Origin of the sequence: Acidocella sp. (assembly GCF_036489515.1) — a bacterium.
Classification (GTDB): domain Bacteria; phylum Pseudomonadota; class Alphaproteobacteria; order Acetobacterales; family Acetobacteraceae; genus Acidocella.
In genome coordinates, this window is the sequence record NZ_DASXFO010000100.1 from 13,083 (window position 1) to 37,423 (window position 24,341).

23 protein-coding genes are annotated in these 24,341 nt (G+C 61.2%); 11 read left to right on the forward strand and 12 right to left on the reverse strand.

Features of this window, described 5'->3' with window-relative positions; all coding sequences use genetic code 11:
* Positions 1–11: 11 nt before the first annotated feature.
* Positions 12–1,007 carry an aldo/keto reductase gene (locus VGG47_RS14945; protein ID WP_331539979.1) on the reverse strand — a complete coding sequence of 332 codons (996 nt, stop codon included), beginning with the start codon at positions 1,005–1,007 and terminating at the stop codon, positions 12–14.
* Between the two features lie 102 nt (positions 1,008–1,109).
* On the opposite strand from VGG47_RS14945, the gene VGG47_RS14950 reads away from it, so the two are divergent.
* The 3 genes from VGG47_RS14950 (at position 1,110) to VGG47_RS14960 (ending at position 3,687) form a co-directional block, all read left to right on the forward strand.
* Positions 1,110–2,003, forward strand: coding sequence for a LysR family transcriptional regulator (locus VGG47_RS14950; RefSeq protein WP_331539981.1), 894 nt, complete (start codon positions 1,110–1,112; stop codon positions 2,001–2,003).
* 148 nt (positions 2,004–2,151) lie between these two features.
* Positions 2,152–3,132, forward strand: coding sequence for a hypothetical protein (locus tag VGG47_RS14955; protein WP_331539983.1), 981 nt, complete (start codon positions 2,152–2,154; stop codon positions 3,130–3,132).
* A 219-nt stretch (positions 3,133–3,351) separates the two neighbouring features.
* Positions 3,352–3,687 carry a hypothetical protein gene (locus VGG47_RS14960; protein WP_331539985.1) on the forward strand — a complete coding sequence of 112 codons (336 nt, stop codon included), beginning with the start codon at positions 3,352–3,354 and terminating at the stop codon, positions 3,685–3,687.
* Between the two features lie 38 nt (positions 3,688–3,725).
* On the opposite strand, the gene VGG47_RS14965 is transcribed toward VGG47_RS14960, so the two are convergent.
* Positions 3,726–4,073, reverse strand: coding sequence for a carboxymuconolactone decarboxylase family protein (locus VGG47_RS14965; protein ID WP_331540096.1), 348 nt, complete (start codon positions 4,071–4,073; stop codon positions 3,726–3,728).
* A 134-nt stretch (positions 4,074–4,207) separates the two neighbouring features.
* Here VGG47_RS14965 and VGG47_RS14970 point away from each other — a divergent pair, with 134 nt between their 5' ends.
* Positions 4,208–5,140 carry an AraC family transcriptional regulator gene (locus tag VGG47_RS14970; protein WP_331539987.1) on the forward strand — a complete coding sequence of 311 codons (933 nt, stop codon included), beginning with the start codon at positions 4,208–4,210 and terminating at the stop codon, positions 5,138–5,140.
* Positions 5,141–5,289: 149 nt separating this feature from the next.
* On the opposite strand, the gene VGG47_RS14975 is transcribed toward VGG47_RS14970, so the two are convergent.
* The 5 genes from VGG47_RS14975 to VGG47_RS14995 form a co-directional block, all read right to left on the reverse strand.
* On the reverse strand, positions 5,290–6,819 hold the full coding sequence (locus VGG47_RS14975) for a multicopper oxidase family protein (RefSeq protein WP_331539989.1): 1,530 nt from the start codon (positions 6,817–6,819) through the stop codon (positions 5,290–5,292).
* Positions 6,820–6,898: 79 nt separating this feature from the next.
* Positions 6,899–7,186 (reverse strand): heavy-metal-associated domain-containing protein, encoded by a 288-nt coding sequence (locus VGG47_RS14980; protein WP_331539991.1) that lies wholly within the window; start codon positions 7,184–7,186, stop codon positions 6,899–6,901.
* Between the two features lie 67 nt (positions 7,187–7,253).
* On the reverse strand, positions 7,254–7,940 hold the full coding sequence (locus VGG47_RS14985) for a glutathione S-transferase C-terminal domain-containing protein (protein ID WP_331539993.1): 687 nt from the start codon (positions 7,938–7,940) through the stop codon (positions 7,254–7,256).
* A 37-nt stretch (positions 7,941–7,977) separates the two neighbouring features.
* On the reverse strand, positions 7,978–9,648 hold the full coding sequence (locus VGG47_RS14990) for a hypothetical protein (protein ID WP_331539995.1): 1,671 nt from the start codon (positions 9,646–9,648) through the stop codon (positions 7,978–7,980).
* Positions 9,649–10,003: 355 nt separating this feature from the next.
* Complete coding sequence (locus VGG47_RS14995) at positions 10,004–11,209, reverse strand: NAD-dependent formate dehydrogenase (protein ID WP_331539997.1); 1,206 nt, start codon at positions 11,207–11,209, stop codon at positions 10,004–10,006.
* A 287-nt stretch (positions 11,210–11,496) separates the two neighbouring features.
* Between VGG47_RS14995 and VGG47_RS15000 the strand changes: the two genes are divergently transcribed.
* Both VGG47_RS15000 and VGG47_RS15005 read left to right on the forward strand, forming a co-directional pair.
* On the forward strand, positions 11,497–11,958 hold the full coding sequence (locus VGG47_RS15000; protein ID WP_331539999.1) for a cytochrome c: 462 nt from the start codon (positions 11,497–11,499) through the stop codon (positions 11,956–11,958).
* Positions 11,959–12,015: 57 nt separating this feature from the next.
* Positions 12,016–13,722: a pyrroloquinoline quinone-dependent dehydrogenase gene (locus VGG47_RS15005; RefSeq protein WP_331540001.1), complete on the forward strand. Its 1,707-nt coding sequence runs from the start codon at positions 12,016–12,018 to the stop codon at positions 13,720–13,722.
* 141 nt (positions 13,723–13,863) lie between these two features.
* On the opposite strand, the gene VGG47_RS15010 is transcribed toward VGG47_RS15005, so the two are convergent.
* The 4 genes from VGG47_RS15010 to VGG47_RS15025 are packed head-to-tail and all read right to left on the reverse strand — an operon-like array spanning position 13,864 to position 19,546.
* Positions 13,864–15,675 carry a SpoIIE family protein phosphatase gene (locus VGG47_RS15010; RefSeq protein WP_408842214.1) on the reverse strand — a complete coding sequence of 604 codons (1,812 nt, stop codon included), beginning with the start codon at positions 15,673–15,675 and terminating at the stop codon, positions 13,864–13,866.
* Positions 15,672–16,991, reverse strand: coding sequence for a sensor histidine kinase (locus tag VGG47_RS15015; RefSeq protein WP_331540003.1), 1,320 nt, complete (start codon positions 16,989–16,991; stop codon positions 15,672–15,674). Before VGG47_RS15015 ends, VGG47_RS15010 begins: the two co-directional genes overlap by 4 nt.
* Complete coding sequence (locus VGG47_RS15020; protein WP_331540005.1) at positions 16,975–17,916, reverse strand: DUF3369 domain-containing protein; 942 nt, start codon at positions 17,914–17,916, stop codon at positions 16,975–16,977. Before VGG47_RS15020 ends, VGG47_RS15015 begins: the two co-directional genes overlap by 17 nt.
* Entirely contained in the window at positions 17,909–19,546 is a 1,638-nt protein-coding gene (locus VGG47_RS15025) for a PAS domain-containing sensor histidine kinase (protein ID WP_331540007.1), read from the reverse strand. Before VGG47_RS15025 ends, VGG47_RS15020 begins: the two co-directional genes overlap by 8 nt.
* A gap of 118 nt (positions 19,547–19,664) precedes the next feature.
* Here VGG47_RS15025 and VGG47_RS15030 point away from each other — a divergent pair, with 118 nt between their 5' ends.
* From VGG47_RS15030 to VGG47_RS15045, 4 genes are all read left to right on the forward strand, one after another.
* Positions 19,665–20,087, forward strand: a complete 423-nt coding sequence (locus tag VGG47_RS15030; RefSeq protein ID WP_331540009.1) for an STAS domain-containing protein — start codon at positions 19,665–19,667, stop codon at positions 20,085–20,087.
* Positions 20,088–20,099: 12 nt separating this feature from the next.
* The gene (locus VGG47_RS15035) at positions 20,100–20,552 is read left to right on the forward strand and encodes an ATP-binding protein (protein ID WP_331540011.1); all 453 of its coding nucleotides are present in this window, start codon (positions 20,100–20,102) and stop codon (positions 20,550–20,552) included.
* A gap of 267 nt (positions 20,553–20,819) precedes the next feature.
* On the forward strand, positions 20,820–21,419 hold the full coding sequence (locus tag VGG47_RS15040; RefSeq protein WP_331540013.1) for a hypothetical protein: 600 nt from the start codon (positions 20,820–20,822) through the stop codon (positions 21,417–21,419).
* Positions 21,420–21,937: 518 nt separating this feature from the next.
* Positions 21,938–22,435, forward strand: a complete 498-nt coding sequence (locus VGG47_RS15045; RefSeq protein ID WP_331540015.1) for an FUSC family protein — start codon at positions 21,938–21,940, stop codon at positions 22,433–22,435.
* A gap of 355 nt (positions 22,436–22,790) precedes the next feature.
* Here VGG47_RS15045 and VGG47_RS15050 read toward each other — a convergent pair whose 3' ends face one another.
* Positions 22,791–23,375: a GGDEF domain-containing protein gene (locus VGG47_RS15050; RefSeq protein WP_331540100.1), complete on the reverse strand. Its 585-nt coding sequence runs from the start codon at positions 23,373–23,375 to the stop codon at positions 22,791–22,793.
* 26 nt (positions 23,376–23,401) lie between these two features.
* Here VGG47_RS15050 and VGG47_RS15055 point away from each other — a divergent pair, with 26 nt between their 5' ends.
* Positions 23,402–24,265, forward strand: coding sequence for an oxidoreductase (locus tag VGG47_RS15055; RefSeq protein WP_331540017.1), 864 nt, complete (start codon positions 23,402–23,404; stop codon positions 24,263–24,265).
* Positions 24,266–24,341: the final 76 nt, after the last annotated feature.

Consider the following 24,341-nt stretch of genomic DNA (forward strand, 5'->3'; position numbering starts at 1 on the left):
CCTCCTGGAATTCAGCCGCGCTCGCTGTCCAGGCTGGCCATTTGCGCCGGGGCGTAGCGCGCACCGCGCGCCGCGTTCTTCGGCACGGCCTGCTCAATGGCCACGAAGTCCTGGGGGCTCAGGGTGACGCTCGTCGCCCCCAGGGCTTCCTCCAGCCGGTCGAGGCGGCGTGCCCCGATGAGCGGAATGATGTCCGCGCCTTGGGCCGCCACCCAGGCAATGGCGATTTGCGCCACGGTGGCGCCACGCGCCGCCGCGACACCACGCAGGGCCTCGACCAAAGCCAGATTATGGTCCGCATTCTCGCCCTGGAAGCGCGGGCTGTGGACGCGCCAGTCGCCGGCGCCGGCGCTGTCCTTTTGCCAATGGCCGCCGATGAGCCCGCGCAAGAGCACGCCATAGGCGGTGACGCCGATGCCCAGCTCACGCAAGGTCGGCAGAATGGTGTCCTCAATGCCGCGCGAGATCAGCGAATATTCGATCTGCAGATCGACGATCGGATGCACGGCGGCCGCCCTGCGGATGGTCTCGGTGCCAACCTCCGACAGGCCGATATGCCGCACATAGCCGGCCTTCACGAGGTCGGAGATCGCCCCGATCGTGTCCTCGATGGGCACTTGGCTGTCGAGCCGCGCGGGGCGGTAGATGTCGACATGGTCCAGGCCGAGGCGTTGCAGTGAGTAGGCCAAAGCGGTCTTGACCGCCGCCGGTCGGCCATCGAAGCCGATCCAGCCGCCCGCCGGGTCCCGCTGGGCCCCGAATTTCACGCTGACCTGGAATTTGTCGCGCGGCGCGTTTTTGAGCGCCTCGCCGATCAGCATCTCATTATGGCCCATGCCGTAGAAATCGCCCGTGTCGAGCAGGGTGATCCCGGCCTCAAGCGCCTGATGGATGGTGGCGATGCTCTCCGCCCGGTCGCTCAGCCCATACATGCCGGACATGCCCATGCAGCCCAGGCCGAAAGCGGAAACGCGCGGTCCGGCCGCGCCGAGAAGACGGTTTTCCATGTCTGATCCTCCATTCACATTGTGACGTGCGGGCTTTATGGCGCGGTTTAGACTGTATGATAATTCTGTTTATTCTAAACAGGCTGTGCGAAAATCCGGACAATGACCCAACCGGACCTTGCCGATCTCGACGCCTTCACCGCCGTGGCGCTGACACGCAATTTTCGTCACGCCGCCAGGTTGCGCAACGTTTCCGCCTCCTCTCTCAGCGAGGCGGTGCGACGCCTGGAAGCCAGGCTCGGCGTACGTCTGCTCAACCGCACCACCCGCAGCGTGACACCGACCGAGGCGGGCCAGACCTTGTTGGCGCGCTTGACCCCCGCCTTTGCCGAAGTCGCCGCCGCCCTGGACGCGGTGAACAGCTTCCGTGACTCGCCACGCGGCACATTGCGGCTTGATGTGGCGACGATCGTCGCCAGGGAAATCCTGCCGCCGATCGTCACACGTTTTCTCACAGCACACCCCGGCATCGTGCTGGAGGTGACCGCGAATGACAGCTTTGTCGACGTCCTTGCCGCCGGGTACGATGCCGGAATCCGCTACGAGGAACGGCTGGAGCGGGACATGATCGCGATCCCGATCGGGCCGCGCAGGCAACGCTACGTAGCGGCCGCATCGCCCGCCTATCTGACCCGGAACGGCACGCCGCAACATCCACGCGACCTGCTTCACCATGCCTGCATCCGGCATCGTTTTGCGAGCGGAGTCATCGCTGCCCCCTGGGAGTTCGAACGCGATGGCGAGGTGGTCCATATCGTGCCGGACGGCCCCCTGATTGGCTCGGTCATCGAATTGGAGGTGGCCGCCGCTTTGGCGGACCTTGGCGTCATCACAACGTTCGAGGAATTCCTGAAACCCCATCTTGCCAGCGGTGCCCTGGTGCCGGTGCTCAGCGCGTGGTGCCCGGAGTTCTCGGGGCCGTATCTCTACTATCCGAGCCGGCGCCACATGCCGACACCGTTACGGGCGTTCGTGGATTTCCTGAAAGCCGGTTGACGGAACGATCACGACGGCAACTTTGACATCATCCTGTTCCAGGCAGACATACTACTGACCAAACGGCAATTATGATTTACAATCCGGGGCTCGGTGTGTCACACTAATGACCGAGTGGTCATCACTTAAACTTGAACGGGAATTTATCATGAGTTCTGCGCCGGCATCCGCCGACGTTCGCGGACGGCGCCTAATCGGTCTGGCGCGGATCCCGATACCGATTTTCGGCATCGTGATGGGCGTGCTCGGTTTGGGCCTTTGCTGGCGCTATAGCGGTGCGTTGTTTCACCTCTCGCAGCTCATCGGCAACGTCATCCTCTTCGCCGGCGCTGTTTTGTGGGCATGCGCGACGGCCGTGCAACTGGTTCGGCTGGCGGTGGCGCCGTCAGTGGTATGCGAAGAACTGGCGCACGGGATCAGAGGCCCGCTGGTGGCGCAGAAAATTATTGTTCTCCTCCTCATTACCGAGGCGGCCGGCCCGACCTTCCCGAAGCTGGCTTTTGCTCTGCTGGTGGCGAGCACGGTACTTGCCGTCTTGGCGACGCTTTGGGTGCTGATGCGCTTCCAGGCCGCGCAACATGACCGGGTTTTGGCGCCGAGCTGGCTCGTTGCGCCGATCGCCTTGCCGTTCACGTCGATCCTTTACGGCGCAGACGGCGACCGGGCCGCCGCTTCCATGAGCCTTGGCGCGGGAGCGCTGGTGATTGCGACATTGCTGCCCAGAGTCCTGGCTGGCATCTCAACCGTAACAGCGGCACCGGCACCGATACGGCCCCTTGTTGTAATTTCCGTGGCGCCGCTGGCGTTGATCTTCATTGCCTATGTGCAACTCGCCGGCATCGATGGGGTCGCCTATGGGCTGCTCGGTGCCACCATGTTTGTGGTCTGCCTTGTCCTCACCACCTTGCCGCACTGGTGGCGCGCACCTTTTGGGTTGCCTTTCTGGGCCTGCGGGATGCCGCCTGCCGCCGTGGTCCTCGCTGTCATAGAGCTTGCCGAAAAACTGCGTACCACCGCCACCCTTACGGCCGCCGCGATTTCCCTCGGCATCATCACCGTTATTATGACGATGCTCTTGATCCGCACGGCCACGGCCCTGATCAACGGAAGGCTATTTCCACCGGCGTAGGCAAGCGGGCAGGAAGGCTACTTTTTGTGAACAAAAAGTAGCAAAAAAACTTTGTTATGCTGGGCCTGGGGCGTTGTCGCGGACAACGCCCCAGGCCCAGCATAACAAAAGTTTTTGCGCCGCTTTTTTTAAAAAGCGGCTGCTCTACTGCATCGTGGTACTATGGAGCCTTTGAGGAAAGACTGCTAATTCCTCCTCCATTTTCCTGCTGGGATGGACATGGGCACGCTACCCGCCTTCGGACTGCTGGTTTTAGCCGCCTGCCTTGAGGCGGGTGGCGATGCATTGGTCAGACTAGGACTGCATAACCATCATGGGAGTGGCCGTCTGGCGTTGTTTATCGCCGGAGCCATTGTGCTGTTTATCTACGGCCTTTCCGTTAACGCACCGCCCTGGGATTTCGGACGACTATTGGGGGTCTATGTAACTCTCTTTTTTGTTGTGGCTCAGATTATCAACCTGGTGGTGTTTGGCACAAAACCAGGTCTACCCATTTTTGTCGGCGGTAGTTTTATCTTAGCCGGTGGCCTGGTGATGACATTCTGGCGGACGTAGCGGACAGGTAGCGGAGGGGTGCTCCGCTACCCAATCCATTAAACCGTGGCTTCGTTAGCCGCCGCGAAAGCGTCCATGGTGCGCGTCGAATAAACCAGCGCCGCCCCTGCATTGATGCTGATGGCAACGCCGAGTGCTTCGGCGATCTCTTCCTGCGTCACGCCGAGTTTCCGGGCTGCTTCCGCATGCACGGCAATGCACCCGTCACAGCGCAAACTTACGGCGACGGCCAGAGCGATCAACTCCCGCGTCTTCGCGTCAAGATGCCCGGTCTTCTGACCCGCGGCGCCCAGAGCCGCGTACCCCTTAACCGTGTCTGGGCTAAGCTTTCCAACCTGCCCGACCCCAGCGATAACTTGCTGCCGATAAGTGTTCCAATCTTTCATGTGCATCGCAAACTCCATTTGTATAAATGAGAAAGATTTGTTTGTCTGCTGGAGACCTAATACGATGGAGACCCGTCGTTGATGGCCGGGCAGCGCAATGTTTTGCCCGTGAGGATCAGAGAGGGAAGAATTTTATGTCCACGGAAGAGGATGCATTGAGCGCGTTGGCGCCTCTGCTCCGGGTCAAGCCAGAGATCGAGTCGATTTGCCGTTTTGGGGGAGAATGGTCCTCTGCGCATGGAACGGAACCGCGCTCGTATGCCCATTTTCACATCGTCATGAAGGGAGAGATTGCCCTTGAGCGCTCCGGCAGACCCCAGCTTGAACTTAAAACGGGTGACGTTCTGCTGCTGCCTCATGGTGAGACGCATGTCGTGCAAAGCCGGGGAGGTGGGGGCAGGGTCAACCAGAAATCCGTCAGAACGCGCCGCGATGGCATTCGTGTCCAAGAGACCAGCGGTGTAGAGCCGACGGTAGAATTGATATGCGGCCGCTTACATTTCACGGAGGCGCCGCAGAATCTTATGATTGCATCGCTTCCCGATGAAATCATGCTACGCCCGGAAAACGCGGAAACCGCAGCCAGATTCCGTTCGATCATCGAGCTGATCAAAGCCGAGTTGGCGCAACCCAGACTCGGGGCGCTCGCGATTGCGGAAGACATCGCCAGCGCTTTGTTTGTGATGATGTTGCGAACCCACCTGGAATCACCTGAAGAACCTGAGTCCGCCAAGGTGCTGCGTCTCCTGAGCGATAGAGTGACGGTCAAAGCCATGCTCGCCTTGATCCGAGCCCCTTCTCATCCTTGGAGCCTCGATCTCCTGTCCCGGCAGGTCGCGGTTTCACGCGCCAGTCTCGTCCGTGCGTTCCGAGAGGTTGCCGGCGTTGGGCCAATGGCATTTTTGTCGGACTTCCGTCTTGGTCTGGCGCGGCGGGAATTGCGCCGAGGTCTTCGCACGCTTGACGATGTTGCCGAGGAGGCCGGGTATCAATCGCAGGCCGCTTTCAGCCGCGCCTTTCTGCGCCGCTACGGCATTCGACCGGGTGCCTTCCGGAGTTCCAGGTAGAGGAAAGCAGCCGCTTTTTAAAAAAAGCGGCGCAAAAATTTTGCGATGCTGGGTCATGGGCGTTGTCAGCGACACAGCCCATGACCCAGAATTAGCAAAGTTTTTTTGCTACTTTTTGTTCACAAAAAGTAGTCTTCCCTGCACTTCCTTCAGTCGACGGCAACGCCTTGATATCGGACTTCCGTCATCATGCCGCTCATCATGTGATAGAGATTATGGCAGTGAAACGCCCATCGGCCTGGATTGTTCGCATCGAAGGCGATGCGGACGCTGCCCATGGAGGGGACCAGGACCGTATCTCGCACCGCCCCGTTGATCGGCCGGCCATTGATCGCAAGCACCTGGAAAGCATGACCGTGCAAATGCATGGGGTGGGCCATCATCGTGTGATTGACCATCTCGATCTCAACGCGCTGCCCCTCGGTCAGCATGAGCGGGGTGATTTTGGGCCAGTACTCTCCATTGAGAGCCCAGGCATACGGCGTCATGTTACCGGAAAGCACAATCTTGTGACTCAGATCCGGCAGGCGTGGCGCGAGAGGGTCGCGTGCGGTCAGCTTCATTTCGAGATTGTTATCAACGGGGCTTGCGATTGTCTCTGACACTGGCGCGATGCGCGCGATGGGCGCCCCGTTTGTGGCCAAAACGATGCCCGTACGGTTCCGGGTTCCCTCAAGCTCAGCGAGGATCGGAAATGCCCCGCCTTCGGCCGGCACGTCGATCAGAATGTCAAGGCGCTGGGCCATCGATATCGGAAACCGGCTGCCGCGTACCGGCATCACGCCGTGGCCATCGACGGCCACAGCGCGGCCTTCGAGAGCGCCGAGATTGATCCAGAACTGGCTGGATGATGCCCCGTTGATGATGCGCAGGCGGAGCCGACCGGACCGTGCCACACGGACAATTTCAGGGTCGTCGAGCGTCCGGTCGTTGGCCAGAAACGCGTCGTAATCGATGTCGTTGAGATCCATCGTCGTGCCGGAACCCATGTTCATGCCCGGCATCGCCGCCGACATCATACCCATGGACCCCATTGGCATTTGTGACATTGCCTGGTCGTCACTCACCGGTTCTGCCATGGTCATCGCCGGGGCAGGAACGTTCTCGGTCTGGTGCGCCATACGGCCAACCTCCGCCACGCTCTTTCCGGTTAAGCCTGCCAGCAACTCGTCACCAGACCGAAAGCTGAAATCGTGCAGCATCAGGACGATTTCCTGCCGATCTTCCGCAAGCTCCGCTGCGTCATGAACGATCAGCGGGGCCGTCATCAGGCCTTGTTCCTGAAACCCCTCATGCGAGTGCATCCAGTAGGTGCCTGGGATCGGCTGGTAGTCGTAGGCGCCGGTCCCGCCCGATGCGATTGCGGGAGACTGGGTCCAAGGAAATCCATCCTGCGTCCAAGGCGGCAACTGGCCATGCCAATGGATGATCGTGCGCGTATTGAGCCGGTTGACGAGCTCCACCTGGAACCGCTCGTTTGGCGCGAGGGAAAGGCCCGGCTTTCCGTCCGGGCCGGACAGCCGGAACACTTTGGCGGGCCGGCCGTTAACGTCGAGAATGCGTGTATCAGCCACGAGACGCTTGGATGGTACGGCAGCCGATGCGGCGTGCGAAAAAGCAGGCAACGTTCCGGCTGCAACGGCAGTCCCCATGAATCGACGTCGGGACAGATTGTTCATGAACTCATATTCCTTCGGTGGTGCCCCATTGCCGGGTCTGCGGGCCAGTCCGCCAAATCAGGTGTGACGGCTCGGGCCGTTACTGGACCTTGTAGCCTTCGTCCTCGATCGCCTTGATCAAGGCTTCGGCCGGGATTGCCGCGTTTTTGGCGTCGATTTTGACCGAACCTTGTGTCAGATCGACCGCAACATCCGCCTGCGGGGCGATCGCATGAACCGCCTCGGTCACGGCCTTGACGCAGTGCCCGCAGGTCAAACCTTCAACTTTTAGCTCCAACATACCCATCTCCATCGAATGATCCCGGAGGGAGGCCGTCTCCATCCGCGTGAACTCCGGCGTCAGCGGCTTGGCTGTTCCGGAACTCACGGGGTGTGCGGATAGAGGTTTCCATGATGGGAAGGTCAAGAAGCCCCGCCGGTGGGGCGGGCGCGTGTCAGGTCACCAGCGCATGCATAGCGGCACAGTGTGCGACAAGGTTGGGTCGCGTGCGCAGATACGCTTTCAGCGGGGTGTCGATGTCAAAATGGTAGATGTTGGCGATGAACCCATAAATTGCGGCGTCGACGCTGCCCGGCGCGGCGCCGAACAGGTAGCTTCTATCGCCGAGCAGATTGCCTAACGCGCTGAGATCGGCGATGCCCCGCGCATAGGCAGCCTCGGCGTCGTATCGACCGATGCCCTGGTAGTGGTAGCGCTTGAAGTTGTAGTCCCGCGCGGAGTCCAGCGCGCCGGCCGTGAGTTCGGGGTGCTGCTGCAGCATGGCGTCACGAAATTGCGGCCAGAATTGCTGATCTTTCCAACGCGAATAGGACATGACCCAGTAGAGATCATCCAGCATTCGGCCGATGAGATGACCCATGTCGCGTTGTGGCGGTGATAAGGCGCCGTCCAGCGGAACGTCATATCGCTTGGTCACATAAGCGACGATCGCGTCGCTATCGCCGATGGTCTGGTCGTTATCGGTGAGATAGGGAAGTTGCGCGCGAGGGGCGCTGCTGGCATCGAGTATATGACGATGTTCGAAGGGCAGGCCGCAGAGTTTAAGAAAGGCAAAGATTTTCAAGCCGTAGGGATTGTTGTCTGCGAGGCCGAACAGGGTTGGATAGGAGAATAAGATCATCAGGCGACTCCTTGCGATATAAGGGCGAGATATCGGGTCATCGTTCGGTGAGCGGGGGAGGCACCTTGAGACCGTCGTGAAGCCGGGTTCGCAAGTCGCGCAGTTCGCGGCGCAGCGTTTCCATCTCGGCGCGGTCGTATCCACGGCCCGCATGCACCGCAAGTGCCTGCAACATCTCATATTCATCGTGCGTGATGTCGCTGCCGGACACGTGTGGACCAAACAGCGCGATGGCCGTGGCCTGTCCTGCCCAGCCAAAGATAGGCACGGCAAGGCATGGCGCCTGGTCCTCGTCGGGCAAGAAATCGCCCCGCCATTGCTGGGGAAGCAACCGCACCGGCTTGCGGCGGGTGAGGCATTCCATCACGGGGCCATCAAGGTCCGGACGCAACTGCTGCAAGGTGGCGTGGGCCCAGCCGATCGTCGGTTCGGTCCGGTGCAGCGCGCCGTCGACATAACGAAATACGGCCGCCGAAGTGAGCTGCAGCCAGTGCACCGGTTCCTCGGCCAAGCTTCGATCTATGGCGGTTGTGCCCTCGGTCTCAAGGACCGTCCGCCCCGCTCGCTCAAGCCCGTGACGAGAACGATGATAGGCACGGTTGAATGCATGATCGACCAGTTCCACGGCGGCCTCATGCACGCGCTGCAACGCGAGCAGTGTAACGGGAGCCAACACCAGTGGCCAGAGCCAATGAGGCAGATGCAGTGTTGGGTGCATCGCCGCCGCGATGCGCTCGTGCAGGAACATCACGGGCACCGCGAGGGCAAGCGCCAACGCGGCTGTGACTGTGCCATGCCGGAGCGGAATGGCCACACTGATCACCCGCTGCCGGCGCACGGCCATCCACACGAAATAGGCCAGCACGCCCTGAATGAGATATAGTAGCCCAAGCACCGTCTGCGAGGGCGCGAGACCCCAGGCATTCTCCAACAATCCGGTCTCCTCCCAGATCTCGGCGAAAATGTAGCTGGGCAGGCCGATGGCGCAGCCGGCGATGACCCAGCGCATGCGTTGTTCGTTGCGTGGGTGCAGCGTGCGCCGGCGGATCAGCAGCACAGCCAGGACGGCAGCGTCGATCACAAAACCGCAGACGTAAGCGGCGGTCGCGATCCGCTCGGTCGGGACGCCAAACAGGTTTGCGCTGGCGAGCAGCGTCAGCGCGCCGATGAAGGCGCCGACCCAGGGCGTCACCCGCTCCCATCGATACCAGCTTGGATCAGGCTTGGAGTCCGGAAATCGCATGGCGAAGATCAGCAAGCCCGCGAAGGCGGCACCGGTGGCCAGTGCGACCAGGCATTGGTTGACCAATAGAAGGAGCGGCAAGGATTGGAGAATGGCGTAATAGGTGTAGGTCTGTCCTGGATTGAACCAGGAGAAATAGAAAAAGAAACCCCAGGTCATCCATCCGGGCTGAACCCAAACCAGCCAGGCCGCCGCAAGCACCGTGAGGATTCCGACGACGGTATCGGCGAGCAGGACCAGCCGCCCGGGCAGGTCAAGCGGCGCCGGCTTCGCGCGCAAATGCACGATTCTGCCCGGTTTGCCTGCCGTCGGGCGTAGAACGAGATCAACCTCTCGCCCTACGAATGTGTCCTGCAGGCCTCCCGATCCACCGAGTATGGTGATCACCGCCGCGCAGGCAGGGCTTCGCGGTTTCCGGCAGGTCATCTGGCGCAGATCGAGCCTGTCCCCGATAGCAAGCCCCATGGTGGCAGCTGGCGAGCGACCCAGGCCATTTTCGAATGGGCCGGCGGTGTCGACGACAACGCCGTTATTGTCCACGGCAAGTCCCAACGATCCAAGCGGCCAGATGAGCCGATAAAACGAGGGCACAACCATTGTCAGCCCCCATGCCGTTACCAAGATCACGGCAAACCGCGACAAAGCGGAATGTGACATGGACGAGAATCCCCTAGGGGGCTGTGGATGCTGCCGCGCGTCTCAGAGGCGTGAAGCCAAAGCGCCTCATACTGGCTCAGATTCGCTGCGATGGCGATATTTTTTGTCGAAACGCCGGTGGGAAAGCGCGGGTTACTCGTTCTACTGCATAAAATCTGACGTTTCAGGTGGTCTTCTTGAATTTTGAGGCTTCTTCTGAGCCGCCTGTGACGTTTCCGGCGCTGTAGGAATGCGCGCCGGCTCCCGCAAGCCTGCCTTTATCCACGATCAGGTACTCATCTCGGATCGGCCGGCCCTCGAACCAACATTCGAGGATTTCCCGCGTTCCGGCGGCGTAGCGCGCCTGGGCCGAGAGCGACGTTCCCGATATGTGAGGCGTCATGCCGTGATGGGGCATGGTGCGCCATGGGTGATCATTGGGAGGCGGTTGAGGAAACCAGACATCGCCCGCGTAGCCCGCGAGTTGGCCACTTTCCAGAGCCTGCACGATCGCGTCGCGGTTACATATCTTCGCGCGCGCCGTATTCACGATATAGGCGCCGCGCTTCATCTTTGCGATCAAGGCCTGGTTAAACAGGTTTTCGGTCTGCGGATGCAGTGGCGCATTGATCGTTACCACGTCACAGACCTTGACCATGTCCTCAAGGGTGGGATGCCAAACAACGTTGAGCTCCTTCTCAAGCGCCTCGGGGAGGCGCTGGCGGTCGAAATAATGAAGATGCACGTCGAACGGTTTTAGCCGGCGCAGGATGGCAAGCCCGATCCGGCCTGCCGCCACGGTTCCGACATGCATCCCCTCCACATCGTAGGAACGAGCCACGCAATCGGCGATGTTCCAGCCGCCTTTCACGATCCATTGGTAAGACGGGATGTAGTTGCGGACGAGTGCCAGGATCATCATCACGGCATGTTCAGAGACGCTGATCGAATTTGAATAGGTCACTTCCGCAACCGTGATACCGCGATCGCTTGCCGCCTGGAGGTCGACATGGTCGGATCCGATACCGGCCGTGATGGCAAGTTTCAGCTTCGGCGCTTTGGCGATGCGCTCGGCCGTGAGATAGGCGGGCCAGAAAGGCTGGGAGATGACGATGTCGGCATCCGTCAGTTCACGCTCGAACACGGAGTGGGGCCCGTCTTTGTCTGACGTCACCACCAGTCTGTGGTCATGCGTCTCGAGGAATTTACGTAGACCGAGCTCGCCGGAAATGCTGCCCAGCAGCACGCCGGGCTGGAAGTCCAGTTCCTGTGGCGTCGGAACGGTTTGGCCGCCGGGATAGCGGTCAATCTTCGGCAAGCCATCGCGAGCATAGGTTGCAGGATATCCGGAAATCGGATCGTCGTAGAGGACGCACACAACTTTTGCCATGTTGGTCACTCCTTTATGGAATAAAAAGGAGGCGGCGCCGGGCACTCTCGCCGTTCATAAAATTGGCATGGACAATTTATCGGTCGGGTCCATTTTCTGCCGGATGCGCGTTCATGTCGCGGCGCGGCCTCATCCAGTGCGGCGTTTTGTCTTCATTCACGCCATCTTGAACGCAGGCATTTTAGTTGCAGAGCCGGCTTCATCAAGTGAAATTCCGTAAGGGATTGTCTTTTCGGCGCAGATACGTAACGTTATAACAATTCGCGGGCGTTCAAGGCGATAAGGCGATGGAAACGTTAAGAAAGCAGGGCTCGCTCATGAAGCTACGCCGTTATTTCTGCGTCGCCAGCGCGGTGTGCGCCTGCTTTGGCGCCTCCCTACCGCCGGCCCGCGCCGCTTGCCCGTCAAGCGGGATTTATATGCCGGCCGAGGCCAACGCGGGCCAAGCGGATTTCGACGCCCATTGCGCCTCTTGTCATAATGCCGACTTGTCGGGAAATGCCGGCCCGGCACTCACGGGCCCGAAATTCGCGTCCTACCTGAACTTCACCAAAATCACGCCGCCACAGCTGCAGGCGTTCATTACCTCGCAGATGCCGGCCGACGCGCCGGGCAGCCTGACCGCGCCGCAGTATAACGACATTTTTGCCTATATACTGTCCTTCAATCACTACCCGGCGGGCCAAGACCCGATCAGCCCTGCGGGGCTGAACTGTTTGAGCCTGCTTCCCTATCCTGGACCAAAATAGCCGCACCAAGAAGATCTCACGCCTTGTTCCAACAGAATAAAAATAATCGAGGAAACAATGCAAAAATCAAAACCGAAGACGATATCCGCCCGCACGTTGACATTTCTGTCCGGTACCGCGCTGGCGTTGAGCCTGGGCGTGGCGCAGGCGGCGGATCCGCCGGAAAATCCCGGTGTCGAAACCGGCGGCGCCCTGGCCCGCCATGCCGCCCCGGCGGTTGCGGGGACGATCGACGTCACCGACGCGATGACTGCGGACAGCGCGAAGACCGGCACCAACTGGCTGGCGACCGGCCAGGGCTATTCCAACCAGCGCTTTTCGCCGCTGACCGGCATCAACGCGGGGAATGTCGGCCGGCTGGCAGCGGTTGCGATCGCGCAGACCGGGTATACCGCGAGCTTCGAGACCACACCGATCGTGGTGAACGGCACGATGTTCATCACCACGCCGATGGTCAACAGCAAGCAGGCGGTTATCGCAATGGACGCTGCGACCGGCACGACGATTTGGACCTACACCTATTCGGACGGGCTGACGCAGATCTGCTGCGGTCCGGTGAATCGCGGTGTCACGGTCTCGGGTGGCCAGGTATATTTTCTGTCGCTCGACAACAACCTGATCGACCTTGATGCCCAGACTGGCCAGATGGTCTGGAAGACGAATGTCGCGGATGCGCAGGCCGGTTATTCGGAGACGATGGTGCCCCAGGTTTATGGTGGCCAGGTGATCATCGGTAGCGCCGGCGGCGAGTGGCCGTTGCGTGGCTTCATCGCCTCTTACGACGCGAAGAGCGGCACGCAGACCTGGCGCTGGAACACCACCGACAGCGAGAAGAGCTGGCAGGGTGACTCCTGGAAGACAGGCGGCGGCACGGTCTGGACGACCCCGACGATCGACCCCAAGCTTGGCCTGGTGATTTTCTCGACCGGCAACCCAAATCCCGATCTCGACGGTTCCAAGCGCGCCGGGGATAATCTCTATACGGATTCGATTGTCGCGCTGCATCTCAAGGACGGCTCGCTCGCCTGGTACTACCAGGAGGTGAAGCACGATGTCTGGGATTATGACGCGGTCAGTAACGTCGTTCTGTTCAACGCGATGGAGAACGGCAAGATGGTGCCGGCCGCAGGTGAGGCGGGCAAGACCGCGTTTTTCTATATCGTCAACCGCGCGACAGGGAAATTGATCCGCCGGTCCGAGCCCTTCGACATGCAGCGGAACATGTTTGCGCAGCCGACCAAGGAAGGCGTGCAGAGCCTGCCCGGTGCCAATGGCGGCTCGGAATGGGCGCCGCCGGCCTACTCGCCGCTCACCCGTGATGTGTACGTGCTTGGCATGAACCAGTTGATGACCTTCACGACCGAGAACGCCGCCGGCAATATTCCGGGCCAGATCCGGCTCGGCAGTACCTTCAAGAATGTCGAGCACGGCATTCAGAACGGCACGTTCACGGCGATCGACGTCAATACCGGCAAGATCGCGTGGAATCAGACGGTGCCGCAGCCGGCCATGGGCGGCGCGCTGGTGACCGCGGGCAACCTTGCCTTTATGGGCGAAGGCGATGGCTGGTTCGACGCGTTCAACGCCAAGACCGGCCAAAAACTCTGGCATTTTTTCCTCGGTGCCGGGGTGAACGCGCCGCCGGTGGCGTACCAGGTCAATGGACGGGAATATATTGCCGTGGCGGCAGGCGGAAATTTCCAAATGACCTACCCGCTGGGTGATGTCCTCGCCATTTTCGCGCTACCGCAGATGACGCACTGAGTAAGGTAAGGCTACTTTTTGTGAACAAAAAGTAGCAAAAAAACTTTATTAATTTGGGCCATGGGCTTTGTCGCTGACACAGCCCATGGTCCAGCATAACAAAAGTTTTTGCGCCGCTTTTTTCAAAAAGCGGCTGCTTTACTAAGCGGCGCCGTTGAACCGGACAACGAGCGCCGTGACGTCGTCGGATGCCGGGAGGCGGTGGCAGAATACGTCGAGCTCGCTGACCAGCACGTCCAGCAAGGGCTGGGGGGCGAGCGGGCCGGCGGCCTGCAGCAGGGCGACAAGCCGCGCCTCACCGAACGCTTCGTCGGCCGGGTTGAAGCACTCGGTGACGCCGTCGCTGATCAGCAGCACCGAATCGCCTGGGGTGAGGGCGATGGTGACATCGAGGTATTGTGCTTCGGGGAGCAATCCGATCAGGGGAGAGGGGCGGCCCTTGACGAGCTCGACGGCGCCGGTGCCACGCAGGATGGCCGGCATGATGTGGCCGCCGCTGCAAAAGGTGAACTGTCCCGTGCGGGCGTCGAGGATGCCATAGATGATGGTGACGAAGAGCGAGAGCGGGTTGCGCGTCAGGAGTTGGCGGTTCGCCTCGGCCAGGCAGGCGCCCGGGTCGCGGTCGTGGAGTGCCAGGTCCTGCAGGATCGTGCGCGCCAGCACCATGAACAAGGCGGCGGGAACGCCTTTGCCGCTGACATCGGCGACGACGACACCGAGCCGGTGCTCATCGATGGGGAAGACATCATAGAAATCGCCGCCGATCATGCGCGCGGCGCGCATGAAGGCGGCGCCTTCGTAGGCGTGGTGCGTTGGGAAGGCGGTCGGCAGGATTGATTGCTGGAGGGTGCGGGCGACGCGCAGTTCCTCATCGATCTGGCTTTTCTGGCGCAGCAGATCGGCGTTGGTTTCGGCCAATTCGCGGGTGCGGGCGGCGACCTCTGATTCCAGTTGGGCCTGATGACGCAACAGGCGGGCGTGCAAGTGAAAGTTGTCGAGGCCAGCACCGACCAGCGCGCAATGGATGTCGACGAGACTGAGCTGGTCGGTGTCGAAGCGCTCTGCGGCACGGAAATAAACCACGGCCACGCGATTGTCCGGGGTGCGGACGGCACGCACCAGTTCGTGGCCGAGGGGTTCGCAGGCCGACGGGAGGGCGCCGTCGGAGGTGCTGCGATCAAGGGCGGCGGCGATCCGGGCGGTGACCAAGGCGGGCAGCGTCTCGTGGTACGGCAGGCCTTGGGCGCCCGCGAAACTGCCGCTGGCGGCGACGACGAGCAAAGGCGGGTCAGCGTCATCTTGGGTGTCGGCGGCGATGACGACGACGCCTTCGCCGGGCTGGCCGCCTACGTCCTGCACCTGGCGCAACAAGGCGTCAGCGAAGCTGGTCAGGGTGTGGCGGCGGAACAGGTCGGGGGTGCCCTGAATGATGCGTTCCAGCCCGCGGCGGCTGCGTTCGAGGGCGACGATATCAGCGTAGGAGCGCAGGGCCGCGATGGTGGCTGTAAACAGTTTCTGCGCGGTGAGCTCGGTCTTGGATTTGTAGTCGTTGATGTCGTAATTGACGATGACCTCCCGCTCGGGCGCCTGGCCAGGCTGGCCGGTGCGCAGGATGATGCGTAGCCGGTTGTTGCGCATGTCATCGCGGATGACACGCACGAGACGGAGCCCGGCGGCGTCGTCCTCCATCACGACGTCGAGCAGAACGACGGCGACGTCGGGTGTTTGGCGCAGGACGGTGGCGGCCTGCCGAGCGGAATACGCGCTGAGCAGCTGAACGCCGCGCCCCTGGAAGCGGATGTCGGCGAGCACGACGCGGCTGATCGAGTGCACGCTTTCATCGTCATCGACGATCAAGACGCGCCAGGGCTCTGCATTGTTGTCGAGCGGTTCGGCTTCGGTTGGGGAGTCACCGATCAGAAAGTCGAGCTCGGGCGGGGCAGGGGCGCTCATTGCGGCAGTTGCAGCGGCATGGTGAGCGTGAAGACCGTGCCGGTGCCGAGTTCGGACTGACAGTCGATGCGGCCTTTGAGGGTGTCGGTCACGATGTTGAAGACGATGTTCAGGCCGAGGCCGGTACCGCCGGCGCCGCGGCGGGTCGTAAAGAACGGGTCGTAGATGCGGCCCAGATTCTCTGGGAAGATGCCGCGGCCGTTATCGATGACACTCAGCACGAGGTCGCTGCCGTTCGCAGCACAGCTCACGGTGATGGTCCCGGCAGCCCCCTGCTCATAGGCGTGAACCATGGCGTTGGACACCAGGTTGGAGAGCACCTGGGCGAGCGGGCCGGGATAGCTCAAGACATGGATATCCGGCTCGCAACTGATCACGAGGGCATGCCCGGCCTTGCGCACCTCTGGGGCGAGGCTGGCGGCGAGCTGCTCGAGATAGGCCTTCAGTTCGAAGCGCCTGTGCTGCTCACTGGTCTGGTCGACCGCAACCTGCTTGAAGCTTTGGATCAGCTGGCTGGCACGCTGGATGTTGTAGCGCAGCAGTTCGCTGCTCTCCGTGGCGAGATCGATATAGGCCTGCAGATCGGAGCGCTTCATTCTGTTTTCGAGAAAGCTTTGCCGGAATTCGCCGGTGCGTTCGTTGAGGTGGGTGGTGGCGGTGAGGGCGACGCCGATCGGGGTGTTGATTTCGTGCGCGACGCCCGCGACGAGCTGGCCGAGGGCGGCCATTTTCTCGGACTGGACGAGCCGGTCGCGGGCTTGCCCGAGTTTCTCGAGGGCGGCGCGCAGGTCGTCGGCTGCGCGCTGGACTTCGTCGAGTAATTCGTCTTTGGCGATCAGGGCGTGTTCCAGCTGGCTGGACTGCACGCGCATCAAGACATCCATCGCCAGAATGCCGGCGGTGTCGCCGGCGTCGATGATGACGGGTTCGAAGCTGCGGTCGTCTGGGCGGGACAAGGCGGCTTCCATGGCGGCGGCGACGGTGGTGGTGGCGGGCAGGACGAGCGGATTGGTATCGATGGCGGCCGTCATGATCTCAACCGGGCGCTTGATGAAGACCTCGCGGCCCATTGGCTTGCTGAGCTCGGCCATCAGATGCCGGCGCGACAGCACCCCCAGCAACTGCCCATCGGCGCGAATGATGCAGGCGGGCAGGTCGCGGTCGGCGATGAAGCGCTGTTCGATCTCGCCGGTGCAGGTGTGGCGGTCGAAGGTTATATGCCATAACGGCAACTCGCCGACGGTGAGGGGCGCCTGTTGGCCCGTGGCAGCCTCGGTGGTGACGTCCATCTGCACCTCCTTAACCCAGCATATCAAGGCCGATGCTGGCGTTGCCGCAGAACAACTGGATGAGCTTGTGGTCCACCTGCTCCAGCTGGCGCATCGTTTCGATGTAGAGGACGGTCGTGCGGTTCATTCTGGAGTGGAAATAGACCACGCTATGCTTGGTCTCGAACATGCTTTGCTGGGATTTGATGACGTCAAGGATGGCCTGCAGGACCGATGATTCGGCCATGCTGACGGGGCGGTTGACAATGGCGCTGAACCGGCCGGACGCGGCCACGACATTGAGCAGCTCGGGGTCAGGCGCCGTGGCGGCGGCGTCATCGAGCCGCGCGCTGACCATGACGGCGTTGATGCCGACCTCCAGCAACGAGCCGAGTTGCAGGAGGACACCGGAGAGGAAGAGTTCCATCGAGCGGATCTGGAACAAGGAGGCGGAGGCGTTGATGATCTTCTCCAGACCGCGGCGGCTGGTCTCGATGGTCATGATATCCTTGTAGGAGCGCAACGCGGTGATCATGGCGCTGAACAGTTTCTGCGAGGTCAGTTCGGATTTTTCCTTGTAGTCATTGATGTCGTAATCGACGATCACCTTGCGCTCAGGCGCCTGGCCGGGCTGACCGGTGCGCAGGATGATGCGCACGTAGTCGTTGCCGAGGCCGCCTCGGATGTCGCGGGCGAGGTCGAGGCCGGCGGTTTCCGTCTCCATGACGACATCGAGAAAGACCACGGCGATGTCGGGGTTTTCACCGAGCGCCTGATAGCCTTCGCGGCCGGAAAAGGCAGAGATGAAGTGCAGGCGGCGGTCGCGGAAGCGAAAATCCGACAGCACCATCTTGGTTACGGCGTGGATCTGCTCGTCGTCATCGACGATCAGAACCTTCCAGACACGGTCACCATGATCGTCGTCGTGCTCGATGTCGTTGTCTGCGAACATCAGTTCGTCATTGTCAGTCATCGGTCGAGTCCATCCTTGTCGTGTCGCGCGGCGTATCGATGGGGAAGCGGACGATAAAAGCGGTGCCCTGGCCCGGTTCGCTGCGCACGCTGATCTGTCCACGCAACGTGGTTGTCACGAGGTTGTACACGATGTGCAGGCCGAGGCCGCTGCCGCCGCTGCCGCGCCTTGTGGTGAAGAAGGGGTCGTAGATGCGCGGCAGCAGGGAAGGCGGTATGCCCTTGCCATCGTCGGCGTAGACCAGCTCGATCATCCTGGCCTCGGTGCGCTGGACGTCGATGGTGATGTGGCCGGCGTTGCCCTCGGAATAGGCGTGCAGGACCGAGTTCAGAAGGAAGTTGGTGAGCAACTGGGACAGGGCGCCGGGATAGCCGTCGATTTCCAGGTTTTCAGGGCAGGAGACGGTGATTCGGTGGGCGGTCTTGCGCAGGCGCGGCCGCAGGCTCAGCAAAATTTCATCGATATAGTGTTTCAGGTCGAACTGCCTGCGTTCGCCGCTGGTCTGGTCGACGGCAACCTGCTTGAAGCTTTGGACGAGCTCGGCGGCGCGTTCGCAGTTGGCCACCATGAGACGGGTGGTTTCGGTGAGGAGTGCTACGAAACCGACCAGGTCGCTACGCCGGAGATTGTTCTGTTCGAGCCGTTCGGCAAACTCGGCGACCTTGTCGGCGAGGTGGGACGAGGCGGTGAGGGTGTTGCCCAGGGGCGTGTTGATCTCATGCGCGACGCCGGCGACCAGGGAGCCGAGGGCGGCCATCTTCTCCGCCTGAATGAGATCTTGCTGGGCCTGTCGCAAGGCCTGTTCGGCGCGTTTTTGCGCGGTGACATCGAACAGGATGCCGTTGAAGCGGCCGCGTCGGCCGGGGACATCGGTGCTGCGCCGGCCTTTGGCGACGACCCAGATGACACTGCCGTCCAGGCGGCACAGCCGGTAGGTGGCTTCGTAGACGTTGTCGGAAGCGGCGTCAGGGGCAGGAGACTCGGCGCGATGGGTGCGGCGCAGCTGCAAATACTGGCGTATGCCGCGCATGACGCGGGCCGCGTCCTCGGGATGCATGTGGCGTTCCCAGACATTGTCATCGGGCGCGGGGGGCTGGTCGTCGGGGTAGCCCAGCATGCGAAAGAATTCCTGCGACCACCAGGTGGTGCCGCGGCTGAAATCGACTTCCCAGATCGCGGACCGCGTGCCGGCGACGGCGAGTTCGAGACGTTCCTCGCTGGCGCGGAGGGCTTCGCTGGCCTGCCGGCGGGCGGTGATGTCGTCGAGCCAAACCAGCGTGGCGGGGGCGCCGGCGAGCTGAATGGGCTCCGTGCTCATGAGCACCCAGGCGAGGTGGCCGTCCTGGGCGGTGAGGCTGGTTTCGTGGGCAGCGATACGCCGGCTGGTCGCCAAAGCCTCATGGACGTGGCGGCGTTCGGCGGGGGCGGTGAGGAAGCTGTCGAAGGAGGGCCATGCGGCGGTCATGGCGGTCATGGCGGCGAAGGGGCGATTGCCATAAATGATCGCAAGGCTGTCATTGACAATCACGGCGCCGAGCGGCGCACGGTCGAGGATGGCGAAGATCGCGGCCGGACCCTCACCGTCGGGCATGCGGCCGATATGGGATGAGGCCGCCAGGGACTGGCTCATGTCGTGCGACTAGCTCTCAATGCCCCTCACGCGTGCAACGGGCCGAGGGCTGTTTTTACGGATGTTTCGAAAATACAACAGGTTAGTACCGATCATCCCTATTTTCCACCAAAAGTTCATGAGACTGTCGCACAGTCTGGTGGATTTTTATGAAAAATATTTGTTTCGTTATCTTGGTGCGTTTTACATCTGGAATCAAGCAATGGAAATGGCGGTCGAAACGTTCGAGGGTGGCGTCGCTGTGGTCAGGTTGACCGGGCGCCTGGACATTGCGGGGGCGGAAAAGATCGATTTGCATTTCTCCGTTATCTCGGGCGCACACCGCAAGGTGATTGTGGATTTGGAGAAGGTGACATTCCTTGCCTCCATGGGGGTTCGCACGTTGATCGTGGGCGCGCGAAGCATCCGTTCAAAGGGCGGAAAGGCGGCGTTGCTCAATCCAAATACCGACGTCGAAAAAGTGCTGACGGATACCGGGACGGATACGTTGATGCCGATCGTGCACGATTTCGCCGCGGCGCTTCACGCCGTGCAGGGCTGACGCGGGGCGGTGTTGGCGACTCCCGACCAGGCAAGCGGCGCTGAGGAGATGCTCATCCAGGCCGAACTTGGGGAGTTGGTGCGCGTCGGGAACTGGATCGAAGCCCTCGCAGGCCGCCTGTCGCTGCCGCCAGCGACGGTGTTTGCCATGCAGCTGTGTTTCGAGGAAGCGGTATCGAACATTGTGCGGCATGGCCAGATCGCGCCGGCCGGCGGCAATGTGCAAGTGCGGCTTGGGGTGGAGCGCCGGAGCGGCACGGTGATCGTGACGATCGAAGATCATGGTATTCCTTTCGATCCGCGAATGGAAGCCGCACCGGCGAAACCGTCGCGCCTGGAGGAAGTGGCGATCGGCGGGCAAGGTATTCATCTGATGCGGAAGTTTGCGCAGCACATGGATTATGAGCGTGGGGCCGATGTGAACCGCCTGACCTTGCGCTTCGACGTGCCGAGGGGTGCGGGCTAGCGGTCCGGCGCGGTCTCTGTGGTCCCGCTCAATTATTCTGGGACCGTTTTTTCTAGACAGCAAACGAGGGCTTGGTTAGCCTCCTGGCGTATCGGGGAGGCTTCAATGATCAGAGCGGTCATGTTGTCCGCCATTACGGCTATTGGGCGTCTTCGGCCGCTCAGGTCAGGATTGGTGCCGACAGAAATCAGGCGCGCCATCCTGATACCCATGGTAACTGTGGCCTGCGCAGGCTGTGCAAACCCGCGAGCGACGAAGCCCCCTCTCATGAGCGATGTCTCTTGCGTCAGGTCCGTCGAAGCCTCCGGCGGGGGCTTCCTTCAGGCAGTCTCTCATTGCCAGCAGAACCCATTCAATACGCTCTACCCGACCATGCTGGATCTTACGGGAGCGTCGGATCTGCAAAGCCAGGCTTTTGAAAGCGGGTACTATAACCGAGACTTGCCGGGCTCCAATGAAGCTGAAATTGCCCGGTTGCAAAGTCTGCATTCCGGTTTAACTGCCGCGGTGGTGGTTCGGCAGAAACAACAAGGCAAAGTGGTCAGGCGCCTTTCGAGTGAAGGATGCGGCGAATATCTGCTGGGGGCACCGAGGGAAGCGTTCGCCCAGGGGCCAAGCTGGGCCGTTGGCGGCCCGAGTCCGACGAACCCTTATTTGACGTCCCAAGAAAATTACTGCGTGGCCCTGCAGAGAGCCGCGATTTCGCCCGCGAACAACCAATCCCCAGGCCTTCCGCCCAACGGAGCGGCGGCGACTGAGTCTGCCACAATTCAGGAACACGGGCTGCCGCCGCCACCTCCCTCTGCTGCCCCGTCAGCTAAAGGTAGCATTCAGTCCGCACACAAGTTGAGCGGGCTCATACTGTGAGCGCCCTTGGCGGCTCCGGCCCTATGGTTTGCGAAGCAAAGGCGGATCGGTTGAGAGGATGCGTGGCGTTCATGGCCGAGAATGGCGGGGTGAGGCTATGAAAAGATCAAAAATGACGACCGTTCCGGCCTGGAACATTGAAGGTTGATATTTTCAACACTAAGTTGCCCGAGGTTACAATTTGGGATGGACACAACATGCTGAAGAGAGTGAGTCTATTGTCGGCGGTAGCGCTGGCTGGCTTTTTGTACGTTTCCGGGGCGCAAGGCGCTTTTGCTGGCCCAGTGGTCGTACCTCCGGCGCAGGCGCTGGTATCGTCGCCACACGGTTCAGGCGTGGATGCATATTATAACTACCATGGTCACCACTATTCTCATCACGACCATGGCAGGTATTATAACCACCGCTCCTATCACAATGGTCATTGGCGGTATTACTGATCGGCATCAGTAAAACGCCGATATTTCCTCCCGACGCAGCCATCTGCGTCGGGTCGTTCCTTCAAGGGCGGCGCTACGGTGCGGCCTGAGTTCAGCCCGGCAGCCTTGACCCATCGGCTGTCTTTGGGTGGCCGGCAGGCGCTCATCTCCGTAACAGTGGCCTTTGCCGCCTATCTCCCGACCCATCTGATCGGACTTCATCAGGGCTTCTGGAGCGCCATAACCGCGATCGCCGTAGCCCAGGCGCGGTTCCGCGATACGGCGAGCACGGCACGCAAGCAGTTCGTCGGCGCTGCCATCGGTGGCGTGACCGGCCTCGTCCTGCTCCTGGGGCTTGGCGACCATCTCCTCGTCTACGCCGCCGCGGTCATGGTCTCCGTCGTTCTCTGCTGGATCCTCAACATCGCAGATTGCAGCCAGCTCGCCGCCAGCACGACCACGATCATTCTCCTGGTGCCATGGAGTGGATCGCCCGAGCTGGCATTCCTCTCACGCGTCTCCGAGGTCGGGTGGGGCGTCTGCGTTGGGGTGTCGATCGTCTGGCTGGAAGGACGTATATTCCCGATCAAGACATAGATGATCGGCAAGGGCCGGTATGAAATGACGGCTGCCCTCGCCCGGAACATTGAAGGTTGACACCATCAGCACCAGATTTCGTCGGACAGGGAGGATGACCATGAAAACGCTGACGCGGGTTAGCCTATTTTCGTCGATTGCGCTCGCTGGATTTTTGTATATTTCCGGGATTCAGGGGGCCGCTGCGGCTCCGGCGTTCGCGCCCGTTGCTCAGGCACTGATCTCGTCGCCGCACAGTTCAAGCGTGCATGCTTACTATAATTACCATGGCAGACGCTACGCTTACCGTTATCGTGGCGGGTATTATAACCACCGGGCCTATAGGAATGGTCGTTGGCGGTATTACTGATCGGAATCAGTCCGCGCTCGCGCCAACCGTTTTGTAGAGCTCGGCGAAATGACTGACAGATGGTGGCGCGGCTGGCTTGACGGCTCGAAGATGAAACTGATTACCGCCGGCGCGCTTCGCGGTGTACATCGCCTCGTCAGCGTTCTGGAGCAAAATCTCCGGCCCAGCCAAATCCAGCGGGTAGATGGTGGCGCCCAGGCTTGCCGTGACCGCCCTTCCATAGACGCTTTTTCGGCCTTGTTCGGCGACAGACTCCACGACACGCTTAAGGATGCCGGAAAGTTCAGGGACGGACAGAAAATCCTCAAGAATGATAACGAACTCATCGCCCCCCAAGCGGGTTTTCGTGCCTTGCTCGGCGGTGTAGCGGAAGAGGCGCAGCCTAAGCGCCCAGAGAAGAAAGCGGCCGCTTTTTAAAAAAAGCGGCGCAAAAATTTTTGTTGTGCTGGGCCTGGGGCGTTGTTGCTGACAAAGCCCAGGCCCAGCATAACAAAGTTTTTTTGCTGCTTTTTGTTCACAAAAAGTAGGCCTTCCCTTCGCTTGCCTTAAATGTCCCGCGGCAGCCCGTGTCAAACACGGTGGCGTGACCATATGGGGCAAGGAAAGGATCCAGTCATATGACAAATACGAATAAGCCCGTTTGGTTTATCACGGGATGCTCGACCGGTTTCGGGTATGAGCTGGCGCGGCTGCTGCTGGACCATGGGTATCGGGTGGTGGCGACGGCGCGCGATGCGAGCAAGCTCGCCGGGCTGGTGGCCGGGGCGGGGAGGGACCAGGCGCTGGCCTTGGCGCTCGATGTCACGAAGGAAGAGACCATAGCGGCGGCGGTGCAGGCGGCGCAGGCCCGGTTCGGGCAGATCGACGTGCTGGTGAACAATGCCGGTTACGGTTATCTCGCGGCGATCGAGGAAGGCGAGGATGCGCCGGTGCGCGCGATGTTCGACACCAATGTGTTCGGATTGGTCGCGATGACGAAGGCGGTGTTGCCGGGCATGCGGGCGCGCAAGCAGGGCGCGATCGTGAATTTGTCTTCGATCGGCGGCTTGGTGAGCTTTGCCGCCACGGGCTATTACCATGCGACGAAATTCGCGGTGGAGGGGCTTTCCGGTTCGTTGGCGGTGGAGCTGGCGCCGCTTGGCATCAAAGTGCTGCTGGTGGAGCCGGGGCCGTTCCGGACCGATTTCGCGGGACGCTCGATCGGCCAGTCGAAGACCGAGATCGAGGATTACGCGCCGACGGCGGGGGTTCGCCGCCAGCAGACTTTTGCGCGGGATGGCAAGCAGCAGGGCGACCCGGTGCGTGCGGCGCAGGCGATCATCGATGCGGTGAATGCGCCGAACACGCCCCGGCATCTGCTGCTGGGCGCGCCGGCTTTGACCTTGGCGCGCGAAGACCTTGAGCGCAAGGCGAAGGAGTTTTCCGAATGGGAGGCCACGACGCTGGGCGCGGATTATCCGGACGCGGCTTCCAATTTCTAAGTCAAGCGCAAGCCGGCGATAAACCCGCCGGCTTGCGTGCGTTGCCCAAGTTCTAAAAAGACGACGATTTTTCAGG

Excerpts from the sequence above, each read along its gene's own strand:
- VGG47_RS14970 (WP_331539987.1), top strand. The coding sequence starts at position 4,208 with ATGTCCACGGAAGAGGATGCATTGAGCGCGTTGGCGCCTCTGCTCCGG.
- VGG47_RS15040 (WP_331540013.1), top strand. The coding sequence starts at position 20,820 with ATGAGCGATGTCTCTTGCGTCAGGTCCGTCGAAGCCTCCGGCGGGGGC.
- VGG47_RS15000 (WP_331539999.1), top strand. The coding sequence starts at position 11,497 with ATGGAAACGTTAAGAAAGCAGGGCTCGCTCATGAAGCTACGCCGTTAT.
- VGG47_RS15055 (WP_331540017.1), top strand. The coding sequence starts at position 23,402 with ATGACAAATACGAATAAGCCCGTTTGGTTTATCACGGGATGCTCGACC.
- VGG47_RS14960 (WP_331539985.1), top strand. The coding sequence starts at position 3,352 with ATGGGCACGCTACCCGCCTTCGGACTGCTGGTTTTAGCCGCCTGCCTT.
- VGG47_RS15020 (WP_331540005.1), bottom strand. The coding sequence starts at position 17,916 with ATGACTGACAATGACGAACTGATGTTCGCAGACAACGACATCGAGCAC.
- VGG47_RS14945 (WP_331539979.1), bottom strand. The coding sequence starts at position 1,007 with ATGGAAAACCGTCTTCTCGGCGCGGCCGGACCGCGCGTTTCCGCTTTC.
- VGG47_RS14955 (WP_331539983.1), top strand. The coding sequence starts at position 2,152 with ATGAGTTCTGCGCCGGCATCCGCCGACGTTCGCGGACGGCGCCTAATC.
- VGG47_RS14995 (WP_331539997.1), bottom strand. The coding sequence starts at position 11,209 with ATGGCAAAAGTTGTGTGCGTCCTCTACGACGATCCGATTTCCGGATAT.
- VGG47_RS15050 (WP_331540100.1), bottom strand. The coding sequence starts at position 23,375 with ATGGTCACGCCACCGTGTTTGACACGGGCTGCCGCGGGACATTTAAGG.
- VGG47_RS15010 (WP_408842214.1), bottom strand. The coding sequence starts at position 15,675 with ATGAGCGCCCCTGCCCCGCCCGAGCTCGACTTTCTGATCGGTGACTCC.
- VGG47_RS14990 (WP_331539995.1), bottom strand. The coding sequence starts at position 9,648 with ATGGGGCTTGCTATCGGGGACAGGCTCGATCTGCGCCAGATGACCTGC.
- VGG47_RS15030 (WP_331540009.1), top strand. The coding sequence starts at position 19,665 with ATGAGACTGTCGCACAGTCTGGTGGATTTTTATGAAAAATATTTGTTT.
- VGG47_RS14985 (WP_331539993.1), bottom strand. The coding sequence starts at position 7,940 with ATGATCTTATTCTCCTATCCAACCCTGTTCGGCCTCGCAGACAACAAT.
- VGG47_RS15005 (WP_331540001.1), top strand. The coding sequence starts at position 12,016 with ATGCAAAAATCAAAACCGAAGACGATATCCGCCCGCACGTTGACATTT.
- VGG47_RS14975 (WP_331539989.1), bottom strand. The coding sequence starts at position 6,819 with ATGAACAATCTGTCCCGACGTCGATTCATGGGGACTGCCGTTGCAGCC.
- VGG47_RS14965 (WP_331540096.1), bottom strand. The coding sequence starts at position 4,073 with ATGAAAGATTGGAACACTTATCGGCAGCAAGTTATCGCTGGGGTCGGG.
- VGG47_RS14950 (WP_331539981.1), top strand. The coding sequence starts at position 1,110 with ATGACCCAACCGGACCTTGCCGATCTCGACGCCTTCACCGCCGTGGCG.
- VGG47_RS15025 (WP_331540007.1), bottom strand. The coding sequence starts at position 19,546 with ATGAGCCAGTCCCTGGCGGCCTCATCCCATATCGGCCGCATGCCCGAC.